The organism is Paenarthrobacter sp. TRD_SC_7 (assembly GCF_056156245.1).
Window position 1 is genome coordinate 956389 of sequence record NZ_CM149587.1, and the last position, 11890, is coordinate 968278.

The 11890-nt window shown below is 62.6% G+C and carries 9 protein-coding genes; 5 read left to right on the plus strand and 4 right to left on the minus strand.

Going from position 1 to position 11890, the window contains the following annotated elements; genetic code table 11:
- Positions 1–106: 106 nt before the first annotated feature.
- The 4 genes from AC0J5Z_RS04740 (at position 107) to AC0J5Z_RS04755 (ending at position 4679) form a co-directional block, all read left to right on the plus strand.
- Entirely contained in the window at positions 107–1435 is a 1329-nt protein-coding gene (locus AC0J5Z_RS04740) for an NtaA/DmoA family FMN-dependent monooxygenase (RefSeq protein ID WP_475039542.1), read from the plus strand.
- On the plus strand, positions 1435–3000 hold the full coding sequence (locus AC0J5Z_RS04745; protein ID WP_475037778.1) for an aromatic amino acid ammonia-lyase: 1566 nt from the start codon (positions 1435–1437) through the stop codon (positions 2998–3000). The genes AC0J5Z_RS04740 and AC0J5Z_RS04745 overlap by 1 nt, the downstream gene beginning before the upstream one ends.
- Positions 2994–4058: a PLP-dependent cysteine synthase family protein gene (locus AC0J5Z_RS04750; protein ID WP_475037780.1), complete on the plus strand. Its 1065-nt coding sequence runs from the start codon at positions 2994–2996 to the stop codon at positions 4056–4058. The genes AC0J5Z_RS04745 and AC0J5Z_RS04750 overlap by 7 nt, the downstream gene beginning before the upstream one ends.
- 138 nt (positions 4059–4196) lie before the next feature.
- Positions 4197–4679: a carboxymuconolactone decarboxylase family protein gene (locus tag AC0J5Z_RS04755; RefSeq protein WP_475037782.1), complete on the plus strand. Its 483-nt coding sequence runs from the start codon at positions 4197–4199 to the stop codon at positions 4677–4679.
- Between the two features lie 222 nt (positions 4680–4901).
- Here the strand turns inward: AC0J5Z_RS04755 and AC0J5Z_RS04760 are convergent, their stop codons facing one another.
- Together AC0J5Z_RS04760 and AC0J5Z_RS04765 are read right to left on the minus strand one after the other, a co-directional pair.
- On the minus strand, positions 4902–6356 hold the full coding sequence (locus AC0J5Z_RS04760) for an amino acid permease (protein ID WP_475037783.1): 1455 nt from the start codon (positions 6354–6356) through the stop codon (positions 4902–4904).
- 254 nt (positions 6357–6610) lie between these two features.
- Positions 6611–7552: an aminodeoxychorismate lyase gene (locus AC0J5Z_RS04765; protein ID WP_475037785.1), complete on the minus strand. Its 942-nt coding sequence runs from the start codon at positions 7550–7552 to the stop codon at positions 6611–6613.
- Positions 7553–7638: 86 nt separating this feature from the next.
- On the opposite strand from AC0J5Z_RS04765, the gene cls reads away from it, so the two are divergent.
- Positions 7639–9111, plus strand: a complete 1473-nt coding sequence (cls, locus tag AC0J5Z_RS04770; RefSeq protein ID WP_475037786.1) for a cardiolipin synthase — start codon at positions 7639–7641, stop codon at positions 9109–9111.
- Between the two features lie 4 nt (positions 9112–9115).
- On the opposite strand, the gene pabB is transcribed toward cls, so the two are convergent.
- Positions 9116–11155, minus strand: coding sequence for an aminodeoxychorismate synthase component I (pabB, locus tag AC0J5Z_RS04775; RefSeq protein ID WP_475037788.1), 2040 nt, complete (start codon positions 11153–11155; stop codon positions 9116–9118).
- Positions 11152–11712 carry a low molecular weight protein-tyrosine-phosphatase gene (locus AC0J5Z_RS04780; protein ID WP_475037790.1) on the minus strand — a complete coding sequence of 187 codons (561 nt, stop codon included), beginning with the start codon at positions 11710–11712 and terminating at the stop codon, positions 11152–11154. The genes pabB and AC0J5Z_RS04780 overlap by 4 nt, the downstream gene beginning before the upstream one ends.
- Positions 11713–11890 lie beyond the last annotated feature (178 nt).

Here is an 11890-nt window from a genome sequence, read left to right on the forward strand (position 1 = left end):
CGTATGTGGAAATCGGAACCGTCATGAGTCCGGCCCAAATATGACGCCCCGGGAGCATAATTGACGCAGTACGACCCCCTGTAACTTCGCATGAAATCAGGTCGTGGTGAACGGACAGAGCAGTTCTACACTCAAGCCCATGCTGCACTTTGGATGGTTTGTGGGCCACGGTTTCGGAGTCCAGGGCTGGGGGACTCCCGGCTACAGCCTGGGTTACGACTGGAAGAAACCCGCCCTGTACCAGGATGCTGTCCGGGCCTTTGAGCAATCCGGATTGGACCTGTTCATCATCGAGGATTCCCTCACCGTCCCGGACACTTACGGCGGCACGGCTGAGGTCTCCCTGGCGCACGCGTCTTTCGCTCCGAAGCATGATCCGCTGGCGCTGGTCCCGTACCTTCTCTCCGCCACAGAGCACCTCGGGATTGTCCCGACGGTCAGTGCTTCCTTCTATCCGCCGTTTACCGCGGCACGCCTTCTCGCCACCTTGCAGCACTTCTCCGAGGGCCAACTTGGCTGGAACGTGGTCACGTCCGGCAGCGACCTCGCGGCGCAGAATTACGGGCTGGAACAGCAGATCGAACACGACCTTCGGTACGAGAAAGCGGAGGAATTCGTTGACGTCGTCAGGCGGCTGTGGCGCAGTTGGGAACCTGGTGCTGTGCTTGAGGACGTTGACGCAGGGGTGTTCGCGGACCACACCAAAGTGCATCCAATCCACCACGAAGGCGACTTCTTCAAGGTCCGGGGTCCGCTGAACACGGCACCATTGCCTGAGGAACCGGTGCTGGTCCAAGCCGGCGCTTCTCCGCGGGGCAAGGCTTTCGCGGGCGGGCATGCTGATGTTGCCATTGCCTTGGCCCGCGGGGTTGACGGCATGAAGGCCTACCGGGATTCGATCCGGGCCGAGGCTGCCACAGCCGGCCGAAACCCCGACGACGTCAAGGTGCTTTTCGTCCTCAAGCCCACCGTTGTGGGTTCTACTGCCGAGGCAGAGGAACTGCGGGCGCAACGTCGGGAACTCACCCAGCGCGACATCGACAGCCAGCTCAACTCCATCTCCTACCTTTCCGTGATCGACTTCAAGCAGTTCGACCTTGACGCTCCGCTGCCCGAGCTGACCACCAACAGCAACCAAGGCACGCTTGAGCACTTCGCCAAGGCGGCTTCTCCTGGCTCCACGCTGCGCGAGATCCTGCAGGCACGCAGTGGCGGGGCCGGGGACTCGATCATCGGCACGGCGGGCGAAATCGCTGACTATCTAGAAGAGACGGGTTCGGCCGTCGGAGGTGACGGCTTTCTCTTCTCCGGCTTCGTAGACCCGGTGACTGTGCACGGTGTGCTGGATAGGCTCACCCCTGAACTGCGGCGCCGTGGCCTGATGCGAAAGACTTACGGCAACGGTGGTTTCCGGCAGAACCTCTTGGACTTCTGATGGTGTCCGGTGAGCCGCTGACCTTTCTGATTGGAGCGGCTCCGCTGCGCGCCGAGGACGTTGCGTTGGTCGCTGGAGATCCTTCGTTTCACGTGAAACTCAACCCAGATGCGTTGTCTTTGATGGGGCAGTCGCGGGAAATAGTGGAACGAACGGCGGCCTCCGGGCAGCGTGTGTACGGGCTCAACACTTTGCTCGGATCGGGCCGGGACACAGCTGTGGAGGAGAAGTCGCTCCTGGCGTATCAGGTACAGGTGGTCAGGTATCACAACAGTGGTGTGGGCTCGTATCTGGACCGCGCTGCTTCCCGAGCTGTGATCCTCACCCGGCTTATCGGTTTCAGTCGTGGCGGTTCCGGCGTGCGCCCCGAGACCGCCCGTTTCTATGCCGAGATGCTCAACCGTGGAGTCTATCCCGCCATCCCGCGCGAAGGCTCAGTGGGCTCGTCGGACCTGACCCAACTTGCCGCCGTCGCCGCCGTGGCCATCGGGGAGGGTGAAGCGTTCGACGCGGACGGCACCCTGGTGCCAGGCGCCAAAGCGCTCGCCGACGCCGGACTCCAGCCCCTTGTTCTCGCGTCGGGAGAAGCCCTCGCTCTGGTGAGCGCCAATGCGTACTCGGTGGGCGCCGGGACCCTTGCCTTGCTGCGGCTGCAGCACCTGGCCGAACTGGCCGACGTCGCGCTTTCCCTCTCGCTGGAGACGATCGCAAGGTACGACGGCGGCGGGAACCTCAGTCCGTATTCGCCGGCAATCCAGGCGGCCAAGGCAGTAGACGGACAGCGGGAGTCGGCTGCTGCAGTTCGCCGCCTTCTGAGCGGTGGGTGGTTGGAAGATGTTCGTCCCGAGGTGTCGGTGCAGGATGCCCTTTCCTTCCGGGCCGCGCCCCAGACGCACGGGGCTTTCCGTTCGCTTGTTGCGCAGTTTGCCTTGGCCTTGGAAGTGGAGCTGAACGGCCGGGGTGATAATCCCTTGGTCGATGTCGAATCCGGGCGCATGGTGTCCGGCGGGAACTTCCAACCGATGCAACTGGCTCTCGCCTTCGAGGGCCTGCGGCTGGCGTTGGCGCATGTGGGGATTTCCAGCGAGCGGCGCATCGCCAAGTTGTATCCGCCGCAACGGGCAATCCGGGCGCGGCATCTGCAGGCCGCGTCCTCCGGGGAGGGTTTGGCTCAGGAGGAACTTCCCGGGCTGCTCTGGTACTCGGCCGCCGGACTGTTGGCCGAGCTCAAGTTCCTGGCAGCACCGGCTACCCTCGGGGCCCCGACACTTTCGGCCGACGTCGAGGACCATTCCACCCTGGCCCCGCTCGCATTGCAGCAACTTGAAAAGTCCTTGGAAGCGGCGGAGAAGCTCTTGGTTATCGAGGCGCTGACGGCGTCGTACCTGCTGTACGAAGCGGGAGCCGCGCAGCCGCTAGGTAAGGGGACCGGCGCCGTCGTGGGTCGACTCTCCGATGTACTTGCAGACCGGCCGTCGGCACCCGACTTGGTGGAGCGGGCGCGGATGGAGTTGCGGGATGCCGTGGCCAGGGAATTTTCGGAGGCAGGGGAGAAGACGTGGTGAGTACGGCGATCCGCAAGCATGGTGTGCACGCTACGGCCCCGGTTCCGGACGGGCTGGATGCCTCAGTTTTGGACAAAGTTGGAAACACCCCGCTCGTGAAGTTGGAGGCCCTGAGCCACGGCCTGCGCAGCACCATCCACGTCAAACTCGAGTCCGAGAACCCTGGCGGCTCCATCAAGGACCGCACCGCGCTGAGTATGGTTCGGGCGGCGGAAAGGTCCGGGGAGCTGAGACCGGGCGCCACGATTGTGGAGAGTACGTCGGGCAATACCGGGATTGGGCTGGCCCTCATTGGACACCTGACCGGACACCCAGTGGTGGTGGTCACGGGAGACACGATCTCCGAGGAGAAGCTCGCCGCGCTGCACAACTATGGCGCCCGCGTGATCCTCACCGACTGGAACGCGCCGTCGGAGTCGCCGGAGAATGCCCGTGCTGTGGCCGAGCGGATTACCGCCGAGACGCCCGGCGCGTGGCGGCCCATGCAGTTCGACAACCCTGCCAATCCCGCCGCGCACTATGAAACTACTGGACCGGAGATCTGGGAACAGACCGGCGGCTTGGTGACGCACTTCGTAGCGGGCATCGGCACCGGCGGGACCATTAGCGGGAACGGCCGGTTCTTGAAGGAACGCGTGGCTGCCTCGCGGCCGGGCGGGCACGTAGAAGTTGTTGGCGCCGACCCTTATGGCTCCGCCTACAGCGGCGGCCATCCCGGCGAGATCTTGGTGGACGGCGTAGGCAACTCCTGGCCCGAGGCAGAGTGGCCCAAGGCGTTCGACCGCTCCATCGTGGACCGCTTCCTGCGGATTCCCAATGACGAGGTCTACACCACGGTCCATCGGCTCCTGGATGAGGAAGGGCTCGCACTGGGGCCGTCGTCCGGGCTCGCAGTGGCAGCCGCCGTCCGGGTGGCTCGTGCTGCACCCCACGGTTCGGTGGTGGTGGCCATAGCCCCCGACGCCGGCACGAACTATCTGAGTAAAGCCTTCAACCCGGTGTGGCTGGCAGAGCACGGCATCCGCCTCGCCGCCGATACCCCCGCCGCCCGGGAGTAGGATGCTCTCTCACTTCCCTCGGGTTTGGGGCGGGCGCTCTCTCACTTCCCTCGGGTTTGGGGCGGGCGCTCTCTCACTTCCCTCGTGCGCTCAGGAGCTGAAGCGGGGACAGGAACCCCCTTGCGTTAGGCTCCAACCATGCCTGAACAGGAAACAAAACCACGTCTGGCCGGCTATCTGGACAAGCAGCAGCCGGATCTTTACGCAACACTGAGCCACTATTCACAGCAGCTCGTAGATGAAGCTGACCGGCTTGGCATCCCGCGCCGCACCCTTGAACTCATCAACTACTTGTGCTCTCAGATCAACGGCTGTGCCTTTTGCCTGGACCTTCACCATCGCCGTGCCCTGAAATATGGGGAATCGGAACAACGGTTGTCCTTGGTTGCTGTCTACAGGGAAGTTCAGCTATTTGAGCCCGCTGAGGTGGTGGCGATGGAGGTCGCTGAGCAGATCACCCGTATGAGTACCTCGCGGCCAAGCCCTGAACTTTTCGAACAGGCACGGCAGCACTACAGCGACGAGCAGATCAGCGTCCTCTGCATGGCTGCCATTGGGATCAACGCCTTCAACCGGCTGTCTATCTTGAGCGAGCACCCTGTGCGGCCGGCTAAGAAGTAGTCCACAAAGCCGCGCGCGGCCACCACCTACTTTGGCCCTTACAAGCGGGCGACACACCCCTTGGCAGGCGTGTCGAGGCGCTTCTGGATTCAATGTGGGTGGTGGGGGCCCGAAGCCCGTGGGGTCCTGACCCTTTTTCACACCAGATCAGCCCTTGGCCAACCGCAACAGGTTGGCCAAGGGCTGATCTGCATCCAAACAAGGTCGGGAAGCTGCAAGGAGCTAAGCGTCCACTGCCTTCTTGAGCGAACGGCGTCGTCCGTATTTGAAGTAGAAGACGGCGTAGCAGGCGCCCACGAACGGAACGCCGAACAAGAGTGCCGCTACCTGGTTGGGATCGAACGCGATGCCGATCAGCGACACCAAGCAGAGCGCGAACGCGAGGATCGGAACCAACGGGAACAAGGGAGCCTTGTATGGCAGCGTGCTCAGGTCACCACCGTTCTTGATGAAGGTCCGGCGGTAAATGAAGTGTGAAGCGACGATGGACATCCACACACCAACGGTCGCGAAACCGGCCACGGAGACGAGCACCAAGTAGACGGTGGCCGGGGCAACAACACTGCTGATCAGCGAGGCCAGGCCACCCAGCATGCTTACGCAGAGGGCCACCATCGGGATGCCGCGCTTGGTCAACTTACGGAAGGCCTTGGGTGCGTGGCCCTCGTCGGCCAGTGAGAAGAGCATGCGGGCACAGGAGAAGAGCCCGCAGTTGCCGGCGGAGAGCAGCGCCGTGATGATCACAAAGTTCATGATGTCCGCAGCATAAGGGATGCCGAGCATGGAGAACACTGTGACGAACGGGCTCTCGTCCACGCTGACCTGTTCGTACGGAATGGTCGCTGCGATGACGACGATCGCACCGACGAAGAAGATCATGAGCCGGATGACGGTGGTCCGCATTGCTTTGGGGATGTTCGCGCCGGGGTTCGCCGTTTCTCCAGCGGCAACGCCGATCAGCTCGGAGCCCGAGAAAGCATAGAAGACCGCCAGGCAGGTGACAAATACGCCGGTGAATCCGTTGGGGAACAACCCGTCCGGCGTGGCGAAGTTCTCCCCAAAGGAGGGGTACCCGCCAGCGGCGAGGGGGTGGAATCCAGCCAATGCGGCGCCGCCCAGGATGATCAGGCCGACGACGGCGGCGACCTTGATGAGCGCGAACCAGAACTCCGATTCACCAAAGACGCGCGATGAAATTGCGTTCAGGGTGAACAAAACGGTGGCGAAGACGAAGCACCAGATCCAGACGTCAACGCCCGGGAACCAGCGCTGCATGAGTAAGCCCGCGGCAGTGAATTCCGACCCTAAAGCTACTGCCCAGCAGAGCCAGTACAGCCAAGCGGTGGCGAAGCCAGTGGCCGGCCCGATGGTCCGCGCGGCATAAATGTGAAAGGCGCCCGAGACGGGGAACGCAACAGCGAGCTCCCCGAGGCATGCCATGACCAAGTAGACCACCACGGCGCCAATGAGGAAGGCAATCACCGCACCCAAGGGGCCAGCGGTGGAGATGGTGTATCCGGAACTAACGAACAGGCCAGAGCCGATAACGCCGCCCATGGCGATCATCACCAAGTGCCGGGCCTCCATGGACCGGCGAAGTCCTGTCTGTGAGGCGCCAGTCGGGGACTGTGCCTCGGTTGCCGATGCTTCGGCTTTTGTGGGGGAGCTGAGTCCCATGTTCCCTCCGGGAAGTTAGCCAGCAAAGTCTGAAGTAGTACCAGTTGGACGTGATCCAACTAACACGAGAACAAGATTCATCACATGACGAATGACCATTTCAAGGAGGATAAGAAACGCGATTGAACACGCTAAACGCTCATGGTCGAGACCAAGAGTTCCTAATCATTGAGTCATGCGAGCAATTACTCTACTTGCGACCTGCTATGTTCCTAGCGGGGCTTCGTAGGCACATGCTGTGGAAGCCCGGTGATTTACTCGATGCCCGCGAACAGCTCATTCAATTCGGCGGTGAGCTGCTTCCGAACAGCCGGTGTGCCGATTTCCTTGCCGTTGATGTGGTTCACGGGAGCTATTAGACGGATGCTTGAGATAAGCCACACGGCGTCGGCATCGAACAGGTCCTGCGGTACAAGCGGGCCGTAACCGAGCTCCCAGCCCGCAGCTTTCGCGGCTGCGAACAGTGCGCCTTGGGATGTGCCCGGCAGAATTCCGCTGTCATGTTGCGGCGTGATGAGGCGACGCACAGTCCTCACGGAACCTTCGCCGTCGTCGACTGTCTCCAAGTGAGCCAGCAACACCGTGGACGTCGGGCCCTCAAGGACGCGGCCGTCCGTGGAAGTGAAGATGGCGTCATCTGCGCCCTGCTTATGCGCGTAGCGCAGCGCCGCCATGTTCACCGCATAAGACAGCGTCTTGGCGCCCAGCAGCAGCCACGGCGCGCGCTCGCCCGCTTCGGTGTCGAAGCCACGGTCCAAAAGCACGACGTCGATGCCCGTCTCGCGCTGCCGGCGGCTGCCCGCGGGCGAGGGCGAAGCCTGTACCCAACATGTGGGGCTGGCTGCGCCTTCCACACCGCGGGTCACGATCAGTTTGACAACAACTTCGTCCTCCTCCGGCGTGGGCGCCGGGTGGACGTCGCGGAACTCATTGATAGCGGTATCGATCGCCTTGCGCCAGGCATCCTGTTCCGGGAGCACCAGGTCCAAGGCTGCGGCGGAACTGCTCAGCCGGTTCAGATGAGCCTGTACCTTGCGGGCCCGTCCTTGAACGGCAAGCAGTGATTCGAAGACGCCGTCGCCGCGGGTGGCGCCAAGGTCCGTGGCCATGAGCTGGGGCTGGCTGGAGTCGGCGATACGCCCGTTTTCGAAGGCGGGGTCCAGGAAAACGAGGACCGTGGGAGCAGGTGAAGTCATGGTCCAAGCTTAGTGCGAGGCCGTTGCGGACGACTTTGCCGGATAGGCTGTGGTCACTGTTGTTCATGGACCGTGGGGGTTGTCGGGTGCTCTTTCCTTTTCCGCTTGGCCAGGAATGGACCTGGTTACTGGGCGCGTGGGCCATTGCGGAAGTCACCATGCGCATCGTGTTGCTGGGCATCATTCCGGGCAACCGGCGGCCCACCACCGCCATGGCCTGGCTTTTGGCTGTGTTCCTCATCCCATCCGTAGGGTTCGTCCTGTTCCTCCTTTTCGGCAATTTCAAGCTGTCCAAGCGCAGGCGTGAGCAGCAGGAAGAAGTAAACCGCCGTGTTCGTGCCGTAACCTCCGACCTTGCTGATCCAGTGAGCGTCTACTCCGGTCCGGAGTGGGTGAAGTCGGCTGGTGAGTTGAACCATCGCCTCGGATCGCTGCCCATGGTTGACGGCAACAAGGTGGAACTGATTCCCGGGTACCAGGAATCCATCAAAGCGATGGCAGAAGCCGTCAAGGGTGCCAAGAGCTACATCAACGCCGAGTTCTACATCATGAGCAGCGACTCCGTGACTGACGAATTGCTTACTGAGCTCGAGAACGCGGCCGAGCGGGGCGTCACCGTCAGGCTGCTGTTCGACCACATCGGAACGCTGCGCGTCAAGGGGTACCGTCGCCTGATCCGCCGGCTCAAAGCAGGCAAGATCCAATGGAAGCGGATGCTTCCGCTGCTGCCCATCCATGGTCAATGGCGGCGCCCGGATCTTAGGAACCATCGCAAGATCATGGTGATCGACGGCGAGATTGCCTTCACCGGCTCTCAGAACCTGATCGAGCCCTCCTACAACAATCCCAAGCACCACAAGGTTGGCCGCAAATGGGTTGAGCTCATGTCCCGGCTTGAGGGCCCGATTGTGGCCACCCTCAACGTCGTGTTCGCCACGGACTGGCTCAGCGAAACCGACGAATCCCTTGAGGACCAGCTACGCCTGCCTACCCAACCGGCTCCAGGCAGCGTCACCGCCCAAGTGGTGCCCAGCGGTCCAGGGTTCGCCACCGAAAACAACCTTCGCCTGTTCAACACCCTGATCTACTCGGCGCAGCACAGAATTTCCATCTGCAGCCCGTACTTCGTCCCCGATGACTCCTTGCTCTACGCCATCACCACCGCCGCGCAGCGGGGCGTTGATGTGGAGCTCTTCGTGTCCGAGAAGGGCGACCAATTCCTGGTTCACCACGCCCAGCGCTCCTACTATGAAGCCTTGCTGGGCGCCGGAGTGCGTATCTACCTGTATCGGGCGCCGTACGTCCTCCACGCCAAGCACTTCACTATCGACGACGAAGTGGCCGTTCTCGGTTCCAGCAACATGGACATGCGCTCCTTCTCCCTGAACATGGAGGTCTCGGTGATGCTCCTCGGCGCCGAAACCGTGAACCTCATGCGAGCCGTGGAGTCCACGTATCGCGAGGTGTCCCGTGAGCTTATGTTGGACGACTGGATGGATAGACCTCCGCTGGCCAAGTATGTGGATAACGTGGCGAGATTGACGGCGACGCTCCAGTAATAACTCAGCCGGGGAAGTCAGCGCCGAGCGTGGACAGCACCCCGAATGCCTTGGTCCGGATTTCCTCGTACTCGTCGTCTGCCACCGAGTCCGCGGTGATGGCCCCGCCCACGCCGAGGGACAGGGTTCGTCCGCCTGCGGCATCAGGGTTTACCACCAGGGTGCGGATCACCACGGCGAGGTCGGTGGCCGCGTTCAACGAGAAGTAGCCGATTGCGCCGGAGTAGATGCCCCGAGGCCCTGATTCGAGCTGATCGAGGATATCCATGGTGCTGATCTTCGGCGCACCTGTCATGGACCCGGCCGGGAAGGCTGCGGCCAGAGCTTCGGCCCTGGGAGCACCCGGACGGAGGTGCGCGTCAATAGTGCTGACCATTTGGTGGACGGTGGCGTAGCTTTCGATCGCGCACAGGCGGCTGACCGTCACGGAACCCGGGATGGCGAAGTGGCTGAGGTCGTTGCGCAACAGGTCCACGATCATGATGTTCTCCGCGCGGTCCTTCAGCGACGTCTCGAGGTCGTGCCGCAAAGCAGCATCTTCGGACGTGTCAGATGATCGCCCCCGTGTGCCCTTGATCGGCTCAGCGCGCATGGCGCCATCGGACAGTATGCGGAGGAATCGTTCGGGTGACGTACTCGCGACTACCAGTTCGCCGAACCGAAGGTAACTGGCGAAGGGTGCCGGGTTCCGGCGTCGAAGGCTTAGGTAGCTCGCCCAGGGATCCAAGTCGCCGGCAGGAGCTTCCAGCATGGTGGTCAGGCAGATTTCGTAGGAGTTGCCTTCGCTGATCTCGTGTTGGGAGTCCGCGATCTTGCGCTTGTAGTCCGTCGCAGAGTCCCGGCTGACGAACTCCAGGCCAGCAGGCTCAGCGGCGTATTGGACCTCGACGGCGGCAGCAGGGGCGGCAGCAGTCTCGACGGCGCTGCGGGCCTCGCGCAGCCATTCCTCGGCGTCGGGCGCATCCAAGGCGAGCAGCCACACAGTGCGCTCACGATGATCCAGCACCACTGCCCGCCCGGCGAAGAGAAGGGCCGCGTCCGGGGTATCGGAGTGGACGTCGTTACCGCCGGTTTCGCGCTTGAGTTCGTAGCCCAGGTACCCGAGCCAGCCGAGCGTGAACTGGCCGTCGTAACCGCGCGGTGCTCGGACGGCCCGGCGGCCCCAGACGGAATCGAGCCAGCGGAAGAACGGCCCGGAGGTGCTCACGGAAGCGGTCCCGGCCGTCACTTGGGTAGTCCCGGACCGGTGCAGCACAGACTGTCCGAACGTGCCGCCGTCGTCCGCCAAGATGCTGAAGCGGCTGCGCGCGGCCGCTTGGGAACGGCCTACGACGGCGGAGGCGTTGGAAGAATCCAGCCACACCGCGTTCGCGGACCGGCCGTACAGTGTCTCGAACAGACGCGCAGCATCGGGCGTCGCCTCCAGGCGCTCGGATCGCAGTTGCAGTCCTCGCCGGGCGCTGAGTTCAGGCGACAAGATGGCAGCAACCGGAGGCAGGTACATGAGGGCCTGCAGGACATCGTCCGGCGCGCTGCCGTCCGCAGGGTTCTGCACCCGGACGTCGGCGGCGCTGATCACCTCATCGTTTGAAAGCCATTCATCCTCTTGGGCTGCCCAGCTGTCCCAGTACGGTTCGTAGGTGCTGCCGTCACGAGTCAGGGCCCGACGGCGGCGATCGTCACCGGGGGATTCCACCCACACCACGGCGTCCAGCATGGGCCGGGCTGCGTCCGCCGCCGCTCCTACGCCTTCCACAATGATGATTTCGGCGGGCAGCGTGACGTTCAAGCCGCCGTCGTAATGCTTTTCCCAATCCCAACTGGTCCATTCCGCCGCCTGGCCGGAGCTCAGCGGCTTCAGGACCGTGCCGACATATCGCTCAATGCCGGGCATGAGGCCGTTCCAGCCAGGGTAGATGTCCTCCAGATGGAACAGCGAAACCTTGTGGTGCTGCCGCAACCGGGCCGCCAGTTCAACGGCCAGGGTGGTCTTTCCTGCGCCGGACCTGCCGTCAACAGCGATGATCACAGGTGCAGGGGTCATGTCATAGAGGTTACCTGCTGGTGCTCGTGGGTTTTGGCGTCATCCTGGGCGGCGATCGCTGCCTCGATGTACTGCACAATCCCGGGAATGGCGGCTTTGATGAGCGTCCAGGTGTTGTCGAAGTCCGTGTGGCCGCCATACCAAGGGTCCTCGATGCCCAGGTCGAGGGAGCTGCGGCCTGCCATATGTGGATCAAAGCTGCGCAGCATCCGTACTTTTTCGAGGGAAGCGTGATCCGGGGCGCCTTCCTGGAGCCAGCCGAAATGGTCAACGTCCAGGGCAAGGATCAGGTCCCGTTCGGCGTACCATTCCCGCCGCCACTCCCGGGCAACATGGTCCTCGGAAGCCAAGTGCTGGGCGGTCAGGACGCGGGCGGCGCGGGGGTCGATGGGGTGCCCCACCTCGTACCCTGTAGTCCCCGCGGAGTCGACCACTACAAGCTTGCCGAGCCCTTCCGCTTCGAAGGCTTCGGTAAGCATGAGCGCTGCCATAGGTGAGCGGCAGATGTTTCCAGTGCAGACCGTGATGATGCGGTATGGGCTCGTCGTTGAGTACATGCAGCAAGCATGATTCATTTCGCCCCGTCTTGGCTAGAGGGCCACTCCACACGAAAGTCATTTTCCGTGTCGAATCTGTCACATAGTGCTGGCGCCGGACAGTAAACGCTTTCTATTTTTATTCTTTGGTAGACATAAAACCATTTAAATGACCGAAAGTATTGCCTTAATGGATAGT

Excerpts from the sequence above, each read along its gene's own strand:
- AC0J5Z_RS04755 (WP_475037782.1), top strand. The coding sequence starts at position 4,197 with ATGCCTGAACAGGAAACAAAACCACGTCTGGCCGGCTATCTGGACAAG.
- AC0J5Z_RS04765 (WP_475037785.1), bottom strand. The coding sequence starts at position 7,552 with ATGACTTCACCTGCTCCCACGGTCCTCGTTTTCCTGGACCCCGCCTTC.
- AC0J5Z_RS04780 (WP_475037790.1), bottom strand. The coding sequence starts at position 11,712 with ATGTACTCAACGACGAGCCCATACCGCATCATCACGGTCTGCACTGGA.
- AC0J5Z_RS04745 (WP_475037778.1), top strand. The coding sequence starts at position 1,435 with ATGGTGTCCGGTGAGCCGCTGACCTTTCTGATTGGAGCGGCTCCGCTG.
- AC0J5Z_RS04760 (WP_475037783.1), bottom strand. The coding sequence starts at position 6,356 with ATGGGACTCAGCTCCCCCACAAAAGCCGAAGCATCGGCAACCGAGGCA.
- pabB (WP_475037788.1), bottom strand. The coding sequence starts at position 11,155 with ATGACCCCTGCACCTGTGATCATCGCTGTTGACGGCAGGTCCGGCGCA.